Here is a 22,506-nt window from a genome sequence, read left to right as displayed (position 1 = left end):
GAAACACGGCGGAACGGCGGCCGCTTCCGCAGCCGCCGCCCCGCCGTACGTACGCGCCGTGCACTCCCCCGTGCCACGTACGCCCCCCGTACGCTCTTCGTGCGCTGATCAGGGAACGGTCAGAACCGCGTCGCGACGGTGGCTCCGTCGAATCCCTTGACCGAGTAGAGACTGATGAAGTGCCTTCCGGCGCTGGGGTTCTGGACGGTCAGGGTGTGCTCGTTCCCGTCCCCGGTGGCACGGCTGGTGTAGTCGCCGGTCATCGCCCATGAGCCGGCGTTGTAGTAGAGATCGGCTTCACCGTTGCCGCCCGTCATCGTGATCTTCAGCTCTGTCGTGCCCGAAGGAATGTCGATGTAGTGGTAGGAGTAGTTGCCCTCGGTGGCCGACAGATTGCTGCGCTTGCAGTTCTTCGCCAGCTTCCTGACATCGCTCTCCGTGCACTCGGGTCCCAGGTCCACCGGCGGGTTGGTGACAGTGCCGCACTTGCCGGCGGCACACGCCGTCAGCCAGGAACTCCAGTCCGCGTCGTACCGGCTACCGATGGTCGAGGTGAGCAGAGTGCGGGCACTTTCCCAGTCACCGCTGCGGTAGAGGCCCAGCAGCTGGTCGACGTCGCCGCGATGCGACTGGAGCATGTAGCGGACCGCCAGGTAACCCCAGTTGTAGATACGGGTCTGGTCGGCGTTCTCGTAGGTGGTGTCGAAGAGCGAGCGCAGGGTGTAAGTGCCCTTGCCGGCCTGGCTGATCGCGGCGTCATAGGTGACATTGCGGTACGAGTAGGAGACGTACTCCGCGAAGCCCTCGACCCACCAGATGGTCGGGGTCGTGAGGCCGTCCTCGAAGTCGCCGTGCATGTTGAACCGGCCGTCGAGGTAGTGCGTGTACTCGTGGTTGAGGTTCCAGATCTGGAACTCCGGCCTGACCCACTCCGCTTCGTAGGCGATGAACCGGGGCTGGTTGCCCTCGACGGACGGGTCGCCCTCCAGGTACATCCCGCCGTTGTTCGTGTCGATGCCGTAGATCGCGCCGGCGTAGGTCTGGTAATCGGCGCTGGAGTCGAAGACTACGACCTCGATCTTGTTGTTACGGTCATCGGCGACCGGCCCGTTGTCCCGTGCGATGTTGTGGAAGTAGGCGTCCTGGTTGCGCAGGCTGGTGCAGCTCGCCTCCAGGTCGGCGGTCGAGATGTCCTGGGCCAGGATGTTGATGCTGTCGCTGCACGTGTGCTTGACGGGCAGGACGGCGGCCTTGAGGCGGGCGGAGAGGTCACAGGTGTCGTATGTGGAGCAGTTGGCCCGGTCGTAATAGTCCGCCATCTCGGCCACACCGATCCAGAGCGCGGCGGTGGGTCCGGTGATGGAGCTCTTCTTGAGCAGAGAGACGGCCAGGGGGCTCGCCTTGCCGCGCAGTGACGGCTCCTTGAGGAAGCGGCCGAGTTCCCGGCCGGCGTTGGAGGCCAGGTAGGACCGCTCGGTGCCCAGCAGATCCAGGTGGTTCGCCGCGAAGTCGTGCAGCGCGTCGATCAGGCTGGGGTCGGCCTCCACCGCCGAGATGAACTCGGGCACCTGGTGACCGCGGAATGTCACGGTGTACACAGCGTTGACCGCTTTGAGCATGTACCAGGAACTGTTGTATGAGGAGTCGTATCCCGCGAGCAGCCGCTTGACGACACTCAGATAACGGGCGTTCTCCACGGCGCTGTCGATGAGGATGACCGCTTCGGAGAGGGTCTCACCGTTGGCGTCGGTCACGTCCGAGGAGTGCGAGGAGGCGAAGAATCCGTCCAGGGCTCCCTGGATGGCGGAGCGGAGCGCGGGGCCGTAGCTGCCGACCGTCGACGGGTCGTAGTACTGCACGTAGTAGCCGGCCCTGAGGAAGAGGACCAGCTGCGGCATTCCGGTGCTGCTGTCGCCGGGGTAGGCCGCCGTACGCGCGCGCATGGCGTCGGCGATGGTGACCATCTGCGCCTCGCGGAAGACGTTGTAGCCGTCCTGGCCCTTGATGGTGAACAGGGTGTTGACGCAGTCGGTGGTCGACGAGATCACCTGCTGGACGAGCGCGTCACCGGTGCGGCCGGCGAAGTCGCTGACATTGCACGCCGCGGCGGTGGTGAGACCGCGCGACTTGGCCGCGAGGCGCGCCTTGTCGGACATCGAGGGGGCGCGGCGGCTCGGTGCGGCGGCCGCGGAGTCGTCGTAGTCCCGCCTGAGCGCGTCCTTGTCCGCGGACTGGGGCGCCCGGTCCGCGGGCTTGAGGGGCGCGGTGCCGACATGCTCCGGGTCCTCGGCGGTCGGCGCCGACGACCGCGCGGTGGGACCGCCCGGCTCCGGGGCGCCGGCGGCCCCCGTGCCCGGCGCGGGCGCCTCGGACAGCGCGCCGGCCGCGAGCGCGGCCTTCGGCTGGGCGGACTGGGCCGGGGCTGCGAGCAGCCCGACGCCCAGGCAGGCCGCCAGTACCGCGGCGGAAATCCCGGCGGATATCCGGGCTGGTGACCGGGTGGATCTCCCGGTGTCTCTCTGGCGAACCGTTCGGTTCTTCACGTGCCGCCTCCCAGCGGAGTGGTGGCCGCACCGGGGAACGCGCGGCCTGTGGAGGGTTGAGCAGGGTGGGGAAGCAGCGGAGTTGACGGCCGTACCGCATGGCATGAGCACGACTCCGCGTCCCTGCGGTCAGTACAATGGCACATGTCACATGTCTTTCGGAAGCCGTTGACCCCACATTCATTTCCCCTCAACCCAGCCGCGTGGCAGGTGAATCGGCCCGCTCGATGACGGAGGGCAGGGATGGGGCCGCTCGGGCAGCGGCGGCTCCGTGGAGCTGACGCCGCCGCCGGCCCGCGCTCAGCCCCGTTCGAAGCAGTGGGAGCGGCCGATCGCGGAGAACCCTCGGCGCTCGTACCAGTGCCGGGGCCAGTCCATCGCATCGGCGGTCAGGAAGCGGGTGGCGCAGCCCGCATCGGCCGCCAGGCGCAGGGCGGTGGCGAGGACCGCGTCACCGTGGCCGCGGCCGAGGTGGGCGGACGCGGTGACCAGGTCCTCGATCTGGGCCATGCCGGTTGCCGGGTCCAAATAGAGGTCGGCCCATGAGGCGACCTCGCCCTCCTGGGCGCGGGCTCCGATGAAGTGGACCGTGTCGGCCCCTCGGTGGCGAGCCCGACGCCGGTCGACGAGGTGGCGTACGACCTCGTCGTCGACGTCCGGCAGAAAGCCCTGCCACCGCCGGGCGAGAGGGACACGCAGCGCGTCGAGGCCGACCGTCTCCGCGCTTCCACCGGTCGGCACCGGGCCCGTGTGCACCATGATCAGATAGACGGAATGGGCGTAACCGGCCCGGATCAGCGGCTCCGCGCAGGTCTGCGCGACACCGTCGTCGAGGACCGAGATCAGCCGGTGCGGCAGATGACCGAGTGCCTCGTCCGCGAGGGCGGGCAGGGACTCGGCTTCGACGGCCGCGTCGATGACCACCTGGTTGTTCGCGCGGGAGTGCGCGTAGGTGTCGTCATACGCGGCGAACCCGCCGGGAAGGTCGACGACCCGCGCGGCCTGGCGGCGGGCGAAGGCCGACAGGAAGGAAATGATCGGCTGCAGTTCCGGGTTCGGCATGGCAGGAGCCTAGGGCGTCAGGCGTCAGGCGCCCGGCAGCCCCTGCCCCTGCCCCTGCCCCTGCCCCTGCCCCACCCTGCGGTGCGTGATGCGTTCGGCGCCCTCGCCCTCGTTCACCTCTCCGCCATCGGCCCACAGGGACCGGACATGTGACATGTGAGCGAGCATGCAGGTCTCGGCGCGCTTCGCGTCTCCCGCGACGATCAGATCGAGCAGTTGAATGTGCTCCTCGGCGGACGTGATCAACTGACCTGTCTCCGCAAGCCTGTTGAGGCCGAAGAGACGTGAGCGCTTGCGGAGGTCCCCGACCTCCTCGACCAGCCGACGGTTGCCGGCCAGGGCGAGCAGCTCCAGATGGAAGCGCCGGTCGGCCTCCAGATAGCCGAGGATGTCGTGTTCGCGCGCGGCGTCGACGATCGCCAGCGCCAGCGGCCGCAGGGCCTCCAGCTGCCGGGTCTTCCCGAGCCGGGCGATCCGGCCGACGGTGGGAACCTCGATCATCGCCCGGAGTTCGGTGAAGTCGTCGAGGTCCTGCTCGGTCAACTCCGTGATCCGGAAACCCTTGTTGCGTACGGCTTCGACCAGGCCTTCGCGGGCCAGGTCGAGCATGGCCTCACGGACCGGGGTCGCGGAGACCCCGAACTCCGAGGCGAGCGCGGGTGCGGAGTAGATCATCCCCGGGCGCAGATCACCGGCGATGAGCGCCGCCCTCAACGCGTGGGCCACCCGGTCCCGCAGATGCTCCTGGGCCGAGATGGTGTTGAGGGATGAGAGGCGGGTCATGTGTATTCCTCCAGCACCGAGCGGGGCCTCAGGATACAATGTCACGTTACGCCTCCGTCCCCCTTCAGCCGTCCCCCCGGAACCGCCCCGCGCCCCGCCCCGGGCTGCTCACAGCAGGAATCCCGCGGGGAACGGATCTGTCGGGTCCAGGAAGAACTGCGCCGTACCGGTGATCCAGGCCCGGCCGGTCACCGTGGGAACGACGGCCGGGGTACCGGAGACACTGGTCTCCTCCACGAGCCTTCCCGTGAACGAGGTACCGATGAACGACTCGTTGACGAAGTCGGTGTTCAGGGGCAGTTCACCCCTGGCGTGCAACTGGGCCATGCGCGCGGAGGTTCCGGTCCCGCAGGGCGAACGGTCGAACCAGCCGGGGTGAATGGCCATCGCGTGCCGGGAGTGCGCGGCATCGGACCCCGGGGCGAGAAGCTGGACGTGCTTGAGGCCGCGGATATCGGGGTCGGCCGGGTGGACCGGCGGGTCGGTGGCGTTGATCGCGTCCATCACGGCGAGCCCGGCCGCCAGGATGTCGTTCTTGCGTGCGCGGTCGAAGGGGAGCCCGAGGTCGGCCAACGGCAATATGGCGTAGAAGTTGCCGCCGAAGGCCAGGTCGTAGCACACGGTGCCGTGGCCGGGGACGTCGACCTTGAGGTCGAGACCCGCGCTGAAGGCGGGCACGTTGGTGAAGGTCGCCGAGGTCGCCGCACCGTCCTCGACCCGGACGTCGACGCTGACCGGACCGGCGGGGGTGTCCAGCCTGACGACGGTGAGCGGTTCGGTGACGGCCACCATGCCGGTCTCGACGAGGACGGTGGCCACGCCGATGGTGCCGTGACCGCACATGGGCAGGGCGCCGGAGACCTCGATGTAGAGAACGCCGTAGTCCGCGTCCGGCCGGGTGGGGGGCTGGAGGATCGCGCCGCTCATGGCCGCATGGCCTCGGGGCTCGTACATCAGCAGCGTACGCAGGTCGTCCTGGTGCTCCAGGAAGTACCGTCGCCGCTCCGCCATCGTGGCGCCGGGAACGGTGCCGACCCCGCCGGTGATCACACGGGTGGGCATCCCTTCGGTGTGCGAGTCGACGGCGTGGAAGATACGGCGTGTACGCAAGGTTCCCCCTTGGACGGCCCCGCGGGCGCGGGGCGGTGACGGGCACGGGCACGGGCGCCGGTGCGCGTACGGGTACGGGGCAGGTGCGCGTACCCGTACGCAGCCGTCCCTGGCGCCGTACGTGGCTGTAGCGGTCCGGAGGGCCGGACGGTCAGTTCATTCCCTCGGCGAGGGCCTTCTCGGTCGCCGCCCGGACGGCGGCGACCGAGGCTTCGGGCAGCGGGAACCGGGGCGGCCTGGTGGGGCCGCCGTGCCACCCGACGAGATCCATCGACGCCTTGATCGCCTGGACGAACTCCGGCTTGGAGTCCCAGCGCAGCAAGGGATGCAACCGTCGGTAGAGTGGCAGCGCGGTCTCCATGTCTCCGGCGACGGCGGCTCGGTACAACGTGACACAGCTCGCGGGCAGCATGTTGGGACAGCCCGCGATCCAGCCGACAGCTCCCGCCAGGGCCAGTTCGAGCAGGACGTCGTCAGCGCCCACGAGGACATCGAGACCGGGGGCCAGTTCCGCGATCTCGTACGCACGGCGTACATCACCGCTGAACTCCTTCACCGCGACGATGCTGCCCTCCTGGTGGAGGCGGGCCAGCAGTGCGGGTGAGAGATCCACCTTGGTGTCGTACGGGTTGTTGTACGCCACGACCGGCAGGCCGGCTTCGGCGACCGCGGCGTAGTGGGCGCGGATCGCGCTGTCGTCGCAGCGGTATCCGTTGGGGGGAAGGAGCAGAACGGATCCGGCGTCGGCGTCCGCGGCCTGTTCGGCCCAGCGCCGTGACGCGTCGCTTCCGTAGGCGGAGACCCCGGGCATGACCCGGGCGCCGTCGCCAGCGGCCTCCACGGCCACCCGGACCATGCGGCCGCGCTCGTCGTCGGTGAGCGTCTGGTACTCCCCCAGTGAGCCGTTGGGCACCACACCGTCGCAGCCCGCCGCGATGAGGCGGCTGACATGTTCGCCGTACGCGTCGAAGTCGACGGACCGGTCCTCCCTCAGGGGCAGCGGCGTCGCCACCATGATCCCGTGCCACGGACGGGACCGGAGAGGGGTGTGCGTGTCGTTCGTCTGCATCGGGACTCCTTGGGAAGAGATATGACATGTCACTGGTGGCCGCGGTCCGGGTGTGAGGCAGGGCCGGGTGTGGGTGCGGCAGGGGGTGTGGCCTCAGTCCCCCGTCCCGGGCTTGTGCGGATCGCCCGCCAGCGCGGACAGGAGGACCGGGCAGGCCAGGGGCCGCCTTCCGGGCCCCGCCCCGCCGGCCGCCGGGCCGACGAGTTCCCGTACCGCGAATCCGCAGGTCTGCCCCTGGCACCAGCCCATACCGGCCCGGGTGAGGAGCTTGACCGTACGGGCGTCCCCGGCGCCCAGTTCGGAGACCGACGTCAGGATCCGCCCGGCGGAGACCTCTTCGCAGCGGCAGACCTCCGTATCGCCGGACAGCCACTGCCGCCAGCCGGGACGTGGCCGGTGGACGGCGCCCATGACCTCGGCGAACCGGCGCATCCGGGTCCGGGCCCGGTGCAGCGCAACCGCCCGCCTGCCCTGCCCGCCCCCGCCCCCGCCCCCACCGCCACCGCGGAACACCTTCTCCGGACCGGCCTGACGGGCCACCGAGAGGGCGGCCAGTTCGCCTTCGGCCAGGGCCAGTTGGACCCCTCCGATGCCGCCCGCCTCCCCCGCCGCCCACACCCCGGGCACGGTGGTGCGCAGCTGCGCGTCCACGACCACCCCATGTGTGCCGTCAGCTCGTTCGCGGGTGGCGCAGCCCAGTGCCGCGGCCAGTTCGGTGCGCGGCTCCAGCCCATGGCCGAGGGCCACGGCATCGCAGGGATGGCGGCGCTCCGTGCCCGGCACCGGCCGCCAGTCCCGGTCCAGACGGCTGACGGTGACACCCTCCACCCGGTGACGGCCGTGCACCGCCGTCACCGCGCTGTGCGTCCGGATACGCACCCCGTGGCGCAGCAGCTGGAACATGTTCCGGGCGCCTTCCGCGGCCTTGCCCGGGTTGACCGCCAGGGTTGCCGGGGCCCGCGCGTAGGACTCGTACCCCGCCGCCTCGACGAGCAGCGGGACCTCGGCCCCGGCCCGGACCAGGGAGACGGCGACCGCCTGGAGCAGCGGGCCGCTGCCCGCGACGACGATCCGCCGGCCCGGCAGAACCAGGCCGGACTTGAGCATGGCCTGCGCTCCGGCGGCACCGACGACGCCCGGTGTGGTCCAGCCCGGCGACGGCAGATGGCGCTCGTGCGATCCGGTGGCGATGAGCAGCCTGCGGGCGTCGACCTCCGTCCGGACGTCTCCCTCGGTCCCGGTCACCGCGTGCAGCCGCCAGCCGTCGTCCGCCCGTTCGACGGCCCATACCTGGTGCCGTGCGAGGTGCCGTATCCGTCCGGCGAGTACGTGCCGGCCGAAACGCTCGGCAAGAGCGGTGAACACCGGCCAGTCGTGGTGCAGGGCCTCGGGCCGAGTCGCCCCGAGCCCCGGTTCCGGGGAGCGGTAGAACTGGCCGCCGGGGCGTGCGGCCGCGTCCAGTACGGTCACGTCGATTCCCTGGTCGGCCGCGGTCACCGCCGCCGCCATCCCGGCGGGCCCGGCGCCCACCACCGCCAGCCCGGACGTCCCGTCGGGAGAGGGGTCCGGTGCCGGTATCAGCGGTTCACCTGGTGAGCCGGCTCGCATGACCGTCCCCCTCCTGTGTGGTGATCTCGTCGCCGGGTGCGGCGGGGATCAGACAAGCCCGTTGGTTGGGACGTCCGTTGACGGTGGCGAGGCAGTCGAAGCACGATCCGATTCCGCAGAAGGCCCCGCGCGGGCTGCCGTTCACCCGGGTCGTGCGCCAGCTCATGATTCCCGCTCCCCAGAGCGCCGCGGCGATGCTCTGTCCGGGCAGGGCGCGGACCGGGCGGGCGTCGATGGAGATGGTGAATTCCAGGTCGGGTGCCGCTCCGACCAGTTCGGCCGGGGTGCGTGCGGCCGGGTGCCGCGGAAGGCGTTTCACGGCGACTCCGTTCGACTCTGCCGTGGATTCCGGCGGCGGGGTTCTTCCGCGTGCCCGGACCCGGCCGGCCGACGGGTCACAGCCGGTCGGCCGCTCTCCGCCAACTGGTGGTGCTGTTCGTTCTGTTCGTGCTGCCCGAACCGGTCCGGGCTGAACGGGCCCGCCTCCGCGGCGGGTTCCTCCCCTCGGATCGCTGCCACGACGAGCTGTCCGGTGGCCGGGGCCAGACCGATCCCCGCCCCCTCGTGACCGCAGGCGTGGTAGAGGCCGGGGGCGCGGGAATCGTGGCCGATCGCGGGCAGATGGTCGGGCAGGTAGGGGCGGAAGCCGTGGTAGGCCCGCAGTACCCGGACGTCGGCCAGGAAGGGGAAGAGAGCGGCGGCCTGGGCGGCCAGACGGCGCAGGACCGGGACGGACAACGACCGGTCGAAGCCGACGCGTTCCCTGCTGGCTCCGATCAGTACCGGTCCGGAAGGGGTGCCCTCGACCACGACGGACGTCTGGAGTGCGGCGGACCCGCTGGACACGTCCGCCACGTATTCCGCCGCGTACACCTTGTGCCGGATCAGCCGCGGCAGCGGCTCGGTGACCAGGACGAACCCGCGTCGCGGCAGGACCGGCAGCCGCACGCCGGCCATGGCCGCCAGTTCGCCGCCCCAGGTTCCGGCGGCGTTGACCACGGCGGGGGCGTGCAGCTCGCGCCGGCCGGTCCGGACACCCCGTACGGCGCCACCCGGCCCGGTGAGCACGGCGGTCACCTCCTCGCCGGAGTACAGCGCCGCCCCCGCGTCGCGCGCCGCACGCATCAGGCGGGCTGTCGCCACAGCGGGCTGGACCTGGGCGTCCTGCGGGTAGTGGAATCCTCCGGCGAGTCCGGGTGCCAGGTGCGGTTCGAGCCCGGTCAGCCCGTGCGGGGTGACGGGGTGCGCCTCGACCCCGGCCGCCCGCTGGTCGCGCACTGTCGCGGTGAGCTGTGCCAGGGACTCCTCACTGGCCGCCACCACCAGTCCGCCCTTGGTCTCGTACTCGATGTCCGGCGGCAGGCGGTCGGACAGTTCCCGCCACAGCGCGGACGACAGGAGTGCCAGATCCAGCTCCGGGCCGGGCACCTTGTCGGAGACCAGGAGGTTGCCCTCACCGGCTCCGGTGGTACCTCCGGCAACCGGTCCCCGGTCGACGACCGCGACGGAGAGTCCGGAGCGCGCCGCGTAGTAGGCACAGGCGGAACCGACGATGCCGGCGCCGACGATGACGACATCCAGGGGCTGTCTCGTGAGCACGGCAGTAATATGTCACATTGCTCAATGGGTGCCAAGAGAGCGTGCGGCAGGGAGATTTCGGCGGTTCACGGGCTATCGGAAGTCCTCACCGGGCATGTCATCGCGTGACGTTTTACGCGCACAGATTCCGGAGGCACCCGATGCATGACGACCGCTCCCTGGTGGAGGGCCGCCTCGAACGAGCGCTCCACCAGTTCATCCGGCCCGCCCAGTACGCGGCCCGTACCCCGCTGTCGCTGTCCGTCTGGCACGCGCCGGGCGAACCCGTGCCCGTGGCCGAGGCCCTCGGCGCGACGTACGAGCCCTTCACCTCCGGAACGGCGTGGGGCACACCCTGGTCCACCAGCTGGTTCCGGCTCGAAGGGACGGTGCCCGGCGCGTGGGCGGGGCGCCGGGTGGAAGTGGTCGTCGATCCCGGGTTCTCCGGCCAGGGGCCGGGTTTCCAGGCGGAGGGCATGCTGTACGACACCTCGGGCGTCCCCCTCAAGGGCATCCACCCGCGCAACCGCCACCTCACGGTCGCCGGGGCGGCGGCGGGCGGTGAACCGGTCGCCCTGCTCCTGGAGGCGGCGGCCAATCCCGCCGTGCTGGAGCACGGCTTCGAACCGACCCCGCTCGGTGACGTCCTGACGGCCGGGGACAGCCCTCTCTACCGTTTCGCCTCGGCGGACCTCGCCGTGCTCGACGAAGAGGTCTGGCATCTCGTCCTGGACGTCGAGGTGTTGTCCGAGCTGACGCGGGAACTGCCCGCCGACCGCTCCAGGCACCACGAGATCCTGCGCGCGCTGGAACGGATGCTCGACGCGCTCGACCTGCACGATGTGGCGGGCACGGCGGCGGCGGGCAGGGAGGAACTGGCGGAGGTGCTGTCCCGCCCCGCGTCGCCGAGCGCGCACCGCGTCTCCGCCACCGGGCACGCGCACATCGACTCGGCCTGGCTGTGGCCGCTGCGCGAGACGGTGCGCAAGGCGTCCCGGACCTTCGCCAATGTCACCGCGCTCGCCCGGGACTATCCGGAGCTGGTCTTCGCCTGTTCGCAGGCGCAGCAGTACGCCTGGGTCAAGGAGCACCAGCCGCACATCTGGGAGCGGATCCAGCGGGCGGTCGCGGACGGGCAATGGGCGCCGGTCGGTTCGATGTGGGTGGAGTCCGACGCCAATATGCCGGGCGGAGAGGCCCTGGCCCGCCAACTCGTGCACGGGAAGCGCTTCTTCGAGGAGGAGCTGGGCGTGGAGACGGAGGAGATCTGGCTGCCGGACTCCTTCGGTTACACGGCCGCCTTCCCGCAGCTGGCGCGGCTGGCCGGAGTGCGGTGGTTCCTCACCCAGAAGCTCTCGTGGAACCAGCACAACAAGATGCCGCACCACACCTTCTGGTGGGAGGGCATCGACGGGACCCGGGTGTTCACCCACTTCCCGCCGGTCGACACCTACAACGCCCAGTTCCACGCGAGTGAACTCGCCCATGCCGAACGGAACTTCGCCGAGAAGGGGCGGGCCACCCGCTCCCTGGTGCCGTTCGGATGGGGCGACGGCGGGGGCGGGCCGACCCGCGAGATGATGGAGAAGGCGCGCAGGCTGCGGGACCTGGAGGGATCGCCCCGGGTCTCGGTCGAGAAGCCGTCGGCGTTCTTCGCGGCTGCCGAGGAGGAGTACGGGTCGCAGGCGCCCGTCTGGTCGGGCGAGCTGTATCTGGAGCTGCACCGGGCCACGTACACCACTCAGGCCAAGACCAAGCAGGGCAACCGCCGCAGTGAACACCTGCTGCGTGAGGCCGAGTTGTGGGCGACGGCGGCCGCGCTGCGGTCCCCCGGCTACCGCTACCCGTACGAAGCGCTGGACCGCGTGTGGAAGACCGTGCTGCTGCACCAGTTCCATGACATCCTGCCCGGTTCGTCGATCGCCTGGGTGCACCGCGAGGCCCGTGACACCTATGAGGAGGTGCGCGCGGAGCTGGCGGACCTGGTCGCCGGGGCGGTGGCCTCGCTCGGCGCCCCGGCGGGGACGGTGGCGCTCAACTCCTCGCCGTACGCCCGCGTTCAGGTGCTCGAACTGGACGCCGGGACGGCTGGTTCGCTGCCTTCCGGAGCCCGGGTGCAGGAGCTGGGCGAGGGGCGTGTGGCGGTGGCGGTCCGTGCACCGGGCCTGGGCGCCGGGCCGCTGGACGGCTCGGCCGTTCCGGGCGGGCCGGTCACGGCGGCCGGAGCTCCGGACGGCGGGACCGTGCTCGACAACGGGCTGTTGCGGGTCACCGTCGACCGGGACGGGCTGGTCTCCTCGGTACGCGATCTGGCGGCGGGGCGGGAGGTGCTGGCCCCGGGGCTGCGGGCCAACCTTCTTCAGCTGCACCCGGACCACCCCAATCACTGGGACGCCTGGGACATCGACCGGCACTACCGTCGTACCCGCACCGATCTGACCGGCGCCGACTCCGTGTCCCTGGTCGAGGAGGGGCCGCTGCGGGCGACGGTCCGGGTGGTGCGCTCGTTCGGGAGGTCCACGGTCGTGCAGGAGCTGTGCCTCTCGGCCGGGAGCCGCCGGCTCGACATCGGGACGGAGGTGGACTGGCGGGAGTCCGAGAAGGTCCTCAAGGCGGCCTTCCCGCTGGACGTCCACGCCGAACGGTCCACGGCCGAGATCCAGTTCGGCCATGTCCACCGGGCGACGCACGACAACACGGGGTGGGACGCGGCCCGCTTCGAGATCTGCGCCCACCGCTGGCTGCGGGTCGCCGAGCCCGGCTACGGTGTCGCGCTGCTCAACGACTCGACGTACGGCCACGAGGTGACCCGGACCCCGCACACGTCGGGGCTCGGTACGACGGTACGGCTGACGCTGCTGCGCGCCCCGCACAGCCCGGACCCGGACACCGACCTCGGCATCCACCGGTTCCGCTACGCGCTCGCCCCGGGCGCCGAGGTCACCGATGCCGTACGGGAGGGGCTCGCGCTCAACCTGCCGCTCCGGACGGCGATGGCACCGGCCCTGCCGTCACTCGTGGATACCGGGCATCCGGCGGTGACGGTGGAGTCGGTGAAGCTCGCCGAGGACCGTGGCGGCGATGTGATCGTGCGGCTCTACGAGTCGGCGGGCGGACGGGCCGAGACCCGGCTGACGGTCGGGTTCTCCGTCGTCCGGGCCCACATCACCGATCTGCTGGAGCGGCCGCTGCACCCGGCGGACACCGACGGGAACAGGATCGTGCTGACCCTGCGGCCCTTCCAGATCCTCACCGTGCGGCTGACCCCGGCGTAACGCCGGACCGCGACATCACCCGCCCGACCGCCTCCCGCCTCGCCGCCGACCCTCACGCCTCGCCCCCTCGTCCCTTCTCCCCTTCTCCCCGGCGCCCCGGCACCCCGGCACCCCGGCACCCCGGCACCCCGGCACCCCGGCACCCGGGAGAGGTGTCAGGGGCGGGGGACGTTGCGCAGGTTGGAGCGGGCCATCTGCAGCATCCGGCCCACTCCGCCGTCGAGCACGATCTTGCTGGCGGACAGCGCGAAGCCGGTCACCATGTCCGCGCTGATCTTCGGCGGAATGGAGAGGGCGTGGGGATCGGTGACCACGTCGACGAGTGCGGGGCCCTTGTGCTTGAAGGCGTCCTTGAGGGCGCCCTCCAGCTGCTTGGGCTTCTCCACCCGTACCCCGTACGCCCCGGCGGCGCGGGCGATGGCGGCGAAGTCCGGGTTCTTGTTGGTCGTGCCGAACGACGGCAGGCCCGCCACCAGCATCTCCAGTTCCACCATGCCCAGGGAGGAGTTGTTGAACAGCACCACCTTCACCGGCAGGTCGTACTGGACCAGCGTGAGGAAGTCGCCCATCAGCATGGTGAATCCGCCATCACCGGACATCGACACGACCTGCCGGTTCCGGTCGACGAACTGGGCGCCGATGGCCTGCGGCAACGCGTTGGCCATCGAGCCGTGGCTGAACGAACCGATCACCCGGCGCTTGCCGTTGGGCGAGAGATAGCGGGCCGCCCATACATTGCACATCCCGGTGTCCACGGTGAACACCGCGTCGTCGTCCGCGAGTTCGTCCAGCACCGAGGCGACGTACTCCGGGTGGATCGGCACGTGTTTCTCGACCTTGCGGGTGTACGCCTTGACCACGCCCTCCAGCGCGTCGGCGTGCTTCTTCAGCATCCGGTCGAGGAATTTGCGGTCGGTCTTGGCCTTCACCCGCGGCGTCAGACAGCGCAGCGTCTCGCGCACGTCGCCCCAGACCGCGAGATCGAGCTTGGAGCGCCGCCCCAGGTGCTCGGGACGCACATCGACCTGGACGATCTTCACATCGTCCGGGAGGAAGGCGTTGTACGGGAAGTCGGTGCCCAGCAGGATGAGCAGATCGCACTCATTGGTCGCCTCGTAGGCGGCGCCGTAGCCGAGCAGCCCGCTCATCCCGACGTCGTACGGGTTGTCGTACTGGATCCACTCCTTGCCGCGCAGCGCGTGCCCGACCGGCGCCTTCACCCGCTCCGCGAACTCCATCACCTCGGCATGCGCGCCCGCGGTGCCACTGCCGCAGAACAGCGTCACCCGTTTGGCCTCGTCGACCATCCGGCAGAGCTTGTCGATCTCCTCGTCCCCGGGCCGCACCGAGGGCCGCGAGGTGACGAGGGCGTGCTCGATCGACTTCTCCGGGGCGGGCCGCGACGCGATGTCCCCCGGCATGGAGACGACGCTGACGCCCCCGCGACCGATCGCGTGCTGAATGGCCGTCTGGAGCAGCCGGGGCATCTGCTGCGGGTTGGAGATCATCTCGTTGTAGTGGCTGCACTCCTGGAAGAGCAGCTCCGGATGGGTCTCCTGGAAGTAGCCGAGTCCGATCTCGCTGGAGGGGATGTGCGAGGCGAGGGCGAGCACCGGGGCCATGGAGCGGTGGGCGTCGTAGAGACCGTTGATGAGATGCAGATTGCCGGGGCCGCACGAGCCGGCACAGGCGGCCAGACTGCCGGTGATCTGCGCCTCGGCACCGGCGGCGAACGCCGCGGTCTCCTCGTGCCGGACCTGGATCCAGTCGATGGCCGCGTTACGCCGGATGGCGTCGACCACCGGGTTCAGGCTGTCGCCGACCACCCCGTACAGGCGCTTGACCCCCGCCCTGACGAGGATGTCGACGAACTGCTCCGACACGTTCTGCTTGGCCATGGGTGCGCACCCTCTCTGCCGTGTGCTCCGTGCACGCTCGGCTTACCGGACTCCGGAGAACGGAACACCGTCCGGACGGTCTCCGGAGTCCATCAACCCACGGCACGCGGGGTTACGCCTCCCAGACGGCCGCGCTCGTACGGTCGTCGGCGTACCCCTTCACCCTGAGCTGGGTGTCCGCGAGGAAGGCGGGCAGTCCGGGCGGGCCGGGGCGGGCCCAGCGCCCGGCGAGCTCCGCGGCGAGCGCCGGCTCCCCGCGCATCGGTTCGGCGAGCCCGTCGCTGCACAGCAGGAGCGTGTCCCCGGGCCGGGCCACGGATGCCCGGAACCGGAAGGGCTCCGCAGCCGGGGCGCCCTCGGCCCGCTCACGGCCGTCCGGGGGAAGCGCGATCCTCGGTTCCAGGTCGTGCCAGGCGCCGTCCCGGAGCCGGAAGAGGCCGCCGCTCCCGACACCGAAGAAGACCCGGGTACGGCACTCGGGGTCGGCGGGCAGCAGCAGACAGCGCAGCCCCGCGGTGTACTCCTGCGGTTCGAGCCCCAGTTCGGCGGCGCGGGCGCGGAGCTTTCCGTAGGTGCGGTCGACGAGCCGGTGGAGCCCCGATTTCAGATCGCCCCGGCGCCTGGCCCGTATGTCCTCGGCGAGCCTGGAGTGACTGCGGCCGACGGCCCCGCCGATCCAGCGGCACGCGTCGGCCGTCGCGAGCTGCGTCCCGTCGGCGGTACGTGCGCCGCCGGCCACCGCGACGAGGACCAGGGCGCTCTCGCCCGTCCCGAAGCGTGCGGTGAGCAGGGCGTCGCGCCGGGGTTCTCCCCGCGAGCGTGCCGAGTCGCCCCGGACGGAGGCGGTGCGCAGCGTGTACGTGCCGTACCGGGCACCGTCGAGCACGGTGTCGGGGACGAGCGCGTCCAGGTTGAGAGGAGTGGCTGCGGGCAGGGCCACGGGGTCGCGGTCGTAGGTGGGCGGCCGGTCGCCGAGGTGCCCTACGGCCGGACGGGGCACGGGGTCCGCGACGGGTGCGGGGACCTCGGCAGGTGCTGGGTCCGCGACGGGTGCGGCTCCGACAGGCACGGATACCTCGACGGGTACGGGCTCCGCGACGGGCACGGGCTCCGCGACGGGTGCGGGGACCTCGGCAGGTGCTGGGTCCGCGACGGGTGCGGCTCCGACAGGCACGGATACCTCGACGGGTACGGGCTCCGCGACGGGCACGGGCTCCGCGACAGGTGCGGGGACCTCGGCAGGTGCGGGGACCGGCGCCGGTGGGTGTCCGGCGGCATCGGGCCCGGCGGACCGGAGGGGCAGCGGCGGTTTGGCCGCGGGCGGCGGAGGCGGGGGCGGCGGAGGGGGCGGCGATGGCGGCGGCGGCGATGGCAGGGGTGGGACCGGCTCGGCGAAGGTCCGCGGCTCGGGCGGTCCGGACGGAGGCTCCCAGGGGGCGCGGAACGCCATGGTCCGAAGTGGCGCCGGGGGCGCCGGGGGCGGGACCCCTAACGACACCGCGTCCGACACGGAGTCGAAGCGGTCGTCGAGACTGTCGGCCGCGCCGCTCGGACCGGTGTCCGGCGCGGCCTCGTCGTACAGCTTGCGCCACCAGTCGTCCTCATGGGCGGTGGGTGTCTCCCCCTGCTGACTCATGCCCTTATTGTCGACCGCGGGGCACCCGCGAAAACGGGGCATCCGGAAAACGTGGCGCGTAACAGAGGTCCGCCGGGCGGCCCCCCCCCCCCCCCCCACACACACACACACACACGGGAAGGACGCCCGACGGACCGGTCGGGGTGTCCGGCAGCCGCCGGGCCGGTACGTCCAGGTGCTACGTCCAGCCGCGGCGTCCTGCCGCGGTGATCAGCGCACCACGTACGCGTCGTTCACGGTCTGGACGACCGTGTTGCCGTTGGCGTCCGTCAGTTCGGTCCTCAGGGTGACCGACTTGCCCGACGCTCCCTCGTGGTTCACGGTCGCTGACCAGCGGCCGCCCTGCTGGCCCGTGACGGCCTCGGACCAGGTCTCGCCGCCGTCGTACGAGAAGGAGACCTCGGCGCCGGTGAGCTTGCCGGGCGTGTAGCCGGCGTGGCCGGTGACCGTGAGGCCGATGCGCTGGCCGTCCGTGGCCGGCAGCGTCTTCATCCCGTCCGACGGGACGTCGTAGCGGGGGAAGAGCAGCGGGATGCCCTGCGAGTAGACATCGGCCTGCCGCTCGGAACGGAACTTCCAGGTGGTCTCCGTCGCCGTCGAGCGCTTCCACACCGCGGCCGGCTGGCCGATCTTCGTGGTCGACATGGTGAGTTCGTACGCACGGTCCCCGGCCGGGACGGTGAACGCGCCGAACGGGTACCCGCTGCTGCCGATGACCTCTCCGCCGCTGGTCAGCCGCATGCTGCCGATGTCACCGAACGATCCCTGCTCCCCCGCGTGTTCGGTGTCGGACACGAACCCGGGCGCGATCCCGATCACATTGTCCTGCCGCTCGGCGGCAAGGAGTTCCTTTCCTGCGGCGTCGCGCGGGGTGCCCGGCGTCAGCAGACCCCGGTACCACTCCTCGGTGCGCTTGTGGCCCGCCTGGTAGGTCCGTGTCCGGTCGGTCATGAACTCGCCCCAGGGGAAGCTGGAGGAGAGCATCTTCCGCCAGGTGCTGTCGCCCTCCGAGTAGTACTCGGTGCGCTTGCCCGGCGTGGCGACCGTGTCGAATCCGGCGGCGGAGTAGGTGCCGCCGTACGGCCGCGTGACCAGCAGCGTGTCCACGAAGTCGGCGGCCAGGCCCATGGAGTCGTGCGTCGCGGTGACCGAACCGAGCTTCTTGTCGCGGACCTTGTAGGTGCGGTCCGAGGTGATCTGGCCCGTCTCGGGGAAGGCCAGGTTGTAGACGAACGGGCTGACCGCCGTCGCCTTCCAGGACACCTCGGCCGGACCCCCGCCGAGCGCGGCGGTGAGGACGGCGGCCTCGTCGGCCGTGAGACCGAGGACCGGCAGCGGAGCGGGACCGTAGCCGATGCCCGGCTTCCAGTCACCCGCGGCGGCGCGGTGCACGAGGAGGGCCTTGGCACCCGCGGCCTGGGCGGCACGCGCCTGGGTGGTGACGCCGGCCTCGGCGACCTTCACCAGGGCGATCCGGCCCTTGACCCCGGCGGCCGCCAGCTCGGCGGCGGTGCCGGTGCCCGCGTCGACGACCTCGGCGCTGCCGGTGCCGTCCAGGTTGACGGAGCCCGTTCCCGCGGGACGCGGGTGCAGGGCCGGGCCGCCGACGAGGGAGAACTTCTCGATCTGCGGCGCGTAGGCGCGCCAGAAGCTGTTGAACTCGAAGTCGCCGTCACGGGGCTTGCCCTGGACGTCGACCAGGTAGTTCTTGACGAGTCCGGTGCCCGAGATGGAACCGGAGTGCAGCCAGGTGTCGTCCCACGAGCGTCCGAACGCGAGCGTGGTCGTGCGGGTCTCGGTGGCCCGGTCCTCGGTCTTCACGGTGAGCTTGTGCGCCTTGCGCGCGTCCAGCACCACGGTGGTGTCGTCGGTGACGTTCAGCTGCGGCCTGGCGAGGTAGCCGACGGACTCGACGAGCTGCCCCGTGGCGTCCTTCGGGTCGGGCGAGGCGATGAAGCTGGAGACGAAGTACGCGCCGGGGCGCACCTGGTACGTCTGGTCGGACGCGCCGTCGTTGAAGCGGCGTTCGCCGGATGACGTGTCGGTGCCGATGACGTCGAGCGAGGACGCGCCGTCGGCGGGCTTGCCGGTGCGGTCGATGAGCTTGACGCGCAGGGTGACGGTCTCCGGGGCGACGTACAGGGAGAAGGGGGTGGCGACCTCGACACCGTCGGCGGTGGCCAGGACGCGTCCGGTGACATCGCCGTACTGACCGCTGTCCAGGCGTGCGTCCGGGGTGAGTTCCAGCGGGACGCGGACGGTGGCGCCGGCCGGTACGGTGACGGACTTGCGGGCGAGCCGCGCGATACCGGAGCGGACGGCCGAGCCGTCGTTGCCGGTGACGCCCGCGACCTTCAGCGCCAGCGTGACCGGCTTCTCGCCCAGGTTGGTGTAGGGCACCTCGACGGTGGTGCGGTCGCTCCTGTCCTGCGGCCAGTTGAACGTGCCGCCCTGGACGGCCGGGGATCCGACGACGGACGTGTCGACGGCACGCGCGACATCGAGGCGGCCCGCGCCGGTCTCCCGTACGTCACCGGGGACATCGCTCTTCGCGGAGGAGACCAGGGCCGCCTTGACCTGCTGGGCGGTCCAGTCGGGGTGACGCTGCTTCACGATCGCGGCGGCGCCCGCGACATGCGGGGTGGCCATCGACGTACCGGACATCGTCCGGTACGCGTACGGTCCCCGTCCGCCGGCCGCGGCGGCCGAGATGTCGACGCCGGGGGCGGCGATCTCGGGCTTGAGGGTGTGCGAGACGGTCGCCGGGCCGAGGCTGGAGAAGTTCGCGGTGGAGTCGTCGCGGTCGACGGCGCCGACGGTCAGCACGCTGGGGGCGCAGCCGGGCGAGGAGACGGTGTTCAGCGCCGGACCGATGTTGCCGGCCGCGACCACGAACAGGGTGTCCTTGCTCTTGCCCAGTTCCTCCGCGGCGAGGCTCATCGGGTCGGTGCAGTCGGTGGGGGCCGCGCTGCCCAGGCTCATCGAGACGACGTCGGCCTTGTTGTCGACGGCCCACTGCATGCCCGCGATGATCCATGAAGCGGCGCCGGAGCCGCCGTCGTTGAGGACCTTGCCGACGAGGAGGTCGGTGCCGGGCGCGACGCCCTTCTTCTTCCCGCCGCTCGCCGCGCCGGAGCCGCCGACCGTGGACAGCGTGTGGGTGCCGTGGCCCTGGCGGTCGTCGGTGGACGCGGAGTCGGTGAAGTTCTCCGAGGCGGTGATGCGGCCCTTGAGGTCCGGGTGCTCGGCGTCCGCGCCGGTGTCGAGCACGGCGACCTTGGTGCCCTTGCCGTTGTAGCCCGCGGCCCAGGCGAGGTCGGCGCCGACCTGCTTGGTCGACCTGTCGAGACTGGCTTCGACCTTGCGGTCGAGCCACAGCTTCTCCAGCCCGGCGGCGGAGCGCGAGCGGGGCGCGGTGATGTCGGCCCAGAAGGCGGTGGTCCGCTTCTTGTCGGCCTTGAGCGCGACTCCGTCGATGACGTCGAGGGCCGCTCCGCGCTCGGCCCCGAGCGGGGTGGGCCGGGCGCCGCGTGCGGTGTCCTCGCGGTAGGTGGCGATCAGCGGCACGGTCGTGGAGTGCGCGTCGTCGTAGCCCTGGCGGATCAGTCCGGTGACGTTGAAGAGTTCCTCGTCGACCGTGCCCGCGGCGAGCGCCCCGACGGCGGTGTCCGGGTAGACGTACAGGTCCTTGCCGGACTGCCGGGTCTGGACGAGGGGTACGGTGCCGTCGGCGCGGGGCAGCGCGGTGGCGGAGGCGGACCCCGAACTGTCCGTGCTCACCACCACCTTGTCGCCGGTGACCAGGGTCACGGTGACCTGTCGGCCGTCCTTCGCGGGATCGGCCGTGCTGCCGGTGAGCGGCTTTCTGGCGGTCGCGTCGTCCGGTGGCGCCGCCACGGACGGGGCGATCGCGGTGGCGGCCAGGACCGCGGCGGTGGCCGCCCCCAGTGCCGTACGCGATATCGGGCGCATCGTTCTCCCCTGGTCAATCCGGAATGAAGTAACCCAAGGCACGACATTCCAGAGGTTGTTGGTGCTGCGGTGGCGCCACATTGGCAGAGCGGCCACCGGTACGGGGATGATGTGAGCGGCGGGTTTACGCCGTGGCCTTTTCCCGCCACGGCCGGTCGGCCGGAGCAGGCGCGGCGATGCGCGATCACGACGCCCGGGGAGGGCCGGAGAATGCTGGGTGCGATAGGTCTCGACGAGATCCAGGAAGCGGCGTACCGCGCGCTCGTCGCGGCGGGGGCCGCCGAACTCTCCGATCTCGCGCACCGGCTGGCGCTTCCCGAGACGGACACCGAACGGGCGCTGCGCCGGCTGGAGCAGCAGGGACTGGCGGCCCAGTCCTCGGCGAGGCCGGGACGCTGGGTGGCGGCACCTCCGGCGGTGGCGCTGGGGGCGCTGCTGATCCAGCAGCGGCACGAGCTGGAGCAGGCGGAGCTGGCGTCGGCGCTGCTGGCCGAGGAGTACCGCGCGGAGGCGAGCGAGCCCGCGGTGCACGATCTGGTGGAGGTCGTGACCGGGGCGAGCGCGGTCGCGCACCGTTTCCATCAGCTGCAGCTGGGGGCGACCTCGGAGGTCTGCGCCCTGGTCACCGGCAATCCGATCGCGGTGAGCGGCATGGACAACGAGTCCGAGGAGCGGGCGGCGACGCGCGGGGTGACCTTCCGGGTGGTCGTGGAGCGCGAGGTGCTGTCACTGCCGTCCGGAATCATGGAACTGTCGGCCGCGCTGAGCCGTGACGAGCAGTGCCGGGTGGTGGACCGGGTGCCGACGAAACTGGTCGTCGCGGACGGCGGGCTGGCGATGGTGCCGCTGACCGGGCGCGGTGCGGAGCCCGCCGCCCTGGTCGTTCATGCCAGCGGGCTGCTGGAGTCGCTGATGGGACTCTTCGAGGCGGTGTGGCGGGAGGCGATGCCGCTGCGGCTGGGCGAGTCCGGCTGGGTCCGGGAGGACGGGGTCGGGCCCGATCCGACGGATCTGGAGATCCTGTCGCTGCTGCTGGCGGGCCTGACGGACGCGAGTGTGGCGAAGCAGTTGGAGCTGGGGCTGAGGACCGTTCAGCGCCGGGTGAAGGGGCTGATGGAGCTGACCGGGGTGTCGACCCGGCTCCAGCTGGGCTGGCACGCGTACGAACGGGGCTGGGTGGCGCGCACCCCCCGCGTATGAGGCGGCCGGCGGGCCCGGGGCGCACGCGGGCGGGAACGGGAGTCCGCGCAGGTGGCCGGGGCTGTGCTGACGGGCGGGAGGCGCCGGTCTCCGGCAGGCTGGTGGGATGAGTGTGTGGCAGCTCGTCGCCGTCGGCCTGGTCATGCTGCTCGGACTGGTCGGCGTGCTGGTGCCGGGCGTGCCGGGGCAGGCGATCGTGTGGGCCGCGGTGCTGTGGTGGGCGCTGACGGACACGACACCGGTCGCCTGGGGCGTACTCATCGGCGCAACGGCCGTGCTGCTGCTCAACCAGGCCCTGAGACCTCTGCTGCCACCGCGGCGCCCCGACGAGGCGGGAGCGCCCCGCAAGACCTTGGTGATCGGCGGGGTGACCGCGATCGTGGGGTTCTTCGTGCTGCCGGTGGTGGGCGGGATCCTGGGGTACGTCGGCGCGGTCTACGGCACCGAACGGCTGCGGCTCGGCAGCCGGGGAGCGGGCTGGGCATCGGTGCGCTCGGTGATGCGGGCGACCGGTTTCTCGGTGCTGGTGGAGCTGTTCGCCTGCCTGCTGGTCGCGGGGGCGTGGCTGGGCGCGGTCCTCTGGGGCTGAGTCCCGGGGCACGGAGGGGCAGCGAGCGCCGTGTCCACAGCACCGGAACCCTCCGCTACGGTTCCGGGGTGCCGTCCGCGACATCGCGCCGTCGCCACGCGCGCACGCCGGCGGTCTGCCCGCGGTATTGGCTCACCGGCGCGGCTTCGACGCCCGCGACCGCTCACGGCACGCGACACGGCC

14 protein-coding genes are annotated in these 22,506 nt (G+C 71.5%); 3 read left to right on the top strand and 11 right to left on the bottom strand.

The features are described from left to right. Window positions 1-119 precede the first annotated feature (119 nt). From ACIGJO_RS28195 to ACIGJO_RS28160, 8 genes are all read right to left on the bottom strand, one after another. The gene (locus tag ACIGJO_RS28195; RefSeq protein WP_399962774.1) at window positions 120-2,543 is read right to left on the bottom strand and encodes a collagenase; all 2,424 of its coding nucleotides are present in this window, start codon (window positions 2,541-2,543) and stop codon (window positions 120-122) included. Between the two features lie 300 nt (window positions 2,544-2,843). Then, window positions 2,844-3,605 (bottom strand): GNAT family N-acetyltransferase, encoded by a 762-nt coding sequence (locus tag ACIGJO_RS28190; RefSeq protein WP_399962772.1) that lies wholly within the window; start codon window positions 3,603-3,605, stop codon window positions 2,844-2,846. 24 nt (window positions 3,606-3,629) lie between these two features. Continuing rightward, window positions 3,630-4,388 (bottom strand): GntR family transcriptional regulator, encoded by a 759-nt coding sequence (locus ACIGJO_RS28185; protein WP_399962770.1) that lies wholly within the window; start codon window positions 4,386-4,388, stop codon window positions 3,630-3,632. 108 nt (window positions 4,389-4,496) lie between these two features. Further along, entirely contained in the window at window positions 4,497-5,498 is a 1,002-nt protein-coding gene (locus tag ACIGJO_RS28180; RefSeq protein ID WP_399962768.1) for a proline racemase family protein, read from the bottom strand. 151 nt (window positions 5,499-5,649) lie between these two features. Further along, on the bottom strand, window positions 5,650-6,567 hold the full coding sequence (locus ACIGJO_RS28175) for a dihydrodipicolinate synthase family protein (protein WP_399962766.1): 918 nt from the start codon (window positions 6,565-6,567) through the stop codon (window positions 5,650-5,652). Between the two features lie 93 nt (window positions 6,568-6,660). Next, window positions 6,661-8,175 carry an NAD(P)/FAD-dependent oxidoreductase gene (locus ACIGJO_RS28170; RefSeq protein WP_399962764.1) on the bottom strand — a complete coding sequence of 505 codons (1,515 nt, stop codon included), beginning with the start codon at window positions 8,173-8,175 and terminating at the stop codon, window positions 6,661-6,663. Further along, window positions 8,153-8,494, bottom strand: a complete 342-nt coding sequence (locus tag ACIGJO_RS28165) for a (2Fe-2S)-binding protein (RefSeq protein ID WP_399962762.1) — start codon at window positions 8,492-8,494, stop codon at window positions 8,153-8,155. Before ACIGJO_RS28165 ends, ACIGJO_RS28170 begins: the two co-directional genes overlap by 23 nt. Beyond that, the gene (locus tag ACIGJO_RS28160; RefSeq protein WP_399962760.1) at window positions 8,491-9,774 is read right to left on the bottom strand and encodes an NAD(P)/FAD-dependent oxidoreductase; all 1,284 of its coding nucleotides are present in this window, start codon (window positions 9,772-9,774) and stop codon (window positions 8,491-8,493) included. The genes ACIGJO_RS28165 and ACIGJO_RS28160 overlap by 4 nt, the downstream gene beginning before the upstream one ends. Window positions 9,775-9,914: 140 nt before the next feature. Between ACIGJO_RS28160 and ACIGJO_RS28155 the strand changes: the two genes are divergently transcribed. After that, on the top strand, window positions 9,915-13,028 hold the full coding sequence (locus tag ACIGJO_RS28155; RefSeq protein WP_399962758.1) for an alpha-mannosidase: 3,114 nt from the start codon (window positions 9,915-9,917) through the stop codon (window positions 13,026-13,028). Between the two features lie 155 nt (window positions 13,029-13,183). Here ACIGJO_RS28155 and ACIGJO_RS28150 read toward each other — a convergent pair whose 3' ends face one another. The 3 genes from ACIGJO_RS28150 to ACIGJO_RS28140 form a co-directional block, all read right to left on the bottom strand. Further along, entirely contained in the window at window positions 13,184-14,926 is a 1,743-nt protein-coding gene (locus tag ACIGJO_RS28150; protein WP_399962756.1) for a pyruvate dehydrogenase, read from the bottom strand. Between the two features lie 112 nt (window positions 14,927-15,038). Further along, window positions 15,039-16,562: a protein phosphatase 2C domain-containing protein gene (locus ACIGJO_RS28145; RefSeq protein WP_399962754.1), complete on the bottom strand. Its 1,524-nt coding sequence runs from the start codon at window positions 16,560-16,562 to the stop codon at window positions 15,039-15,041. Between the two features lie 210 nt (window positions 16,563-16,772). After that, window positions 16,773-20,534 (bottom strand): S8 family peptidase, encoded by a 3,762-nt coding sequence (locus tag ACIGJO_RS28140; protein WP_399962752.1) that lies wholly within the window; start codon window positions 20,532-20,534, stop codon window positions 16,773-16,775. A gap of 210 nt (window positions 20,535-20,744) precedes the next feature. On the opposite strand from ACIGJO_RS28140, the gene ACIGJO_RS28135 reads away from it, so the two are divergent. Beyond that, a complete protein-coding gene (locus ACIGJO_RS28135; RefSeq protein ID WP_399962750.1) occupies window positions 20,745-21,734 on the top strand; it encodes a helix-turn-helix domain-containing protein in 990 nt (329 codons plus the stop codon). A gap of 106 nt (window positions 21,735-21,840) precedes the next feature. Beyond that, window positions 21,841-22,323, top strand: a complete 483-nt coding sequence (locus ACIGJO_RS28130; RefSeq protein ID WP_399962748.1) for a DUF456 domain-containing protein — start codon at window positions 21,841-21,843, stop codon at window positions 22,321-22,323. Window positions 22,324-22,506 lie beyond the last annotated feature (183 nt).

The organism is Streptomyces sp. NPDC079020 (assembly GCF_044542225.1).
Classification (GTDB): Bacteria; Actinomycetota; Actinomycetes; order Streptomycetales; family Streptomycetaceae; genus Streptomyces.
This window is presented reverse-complemented; position numbering and strand designations above follow the sequence as displayed.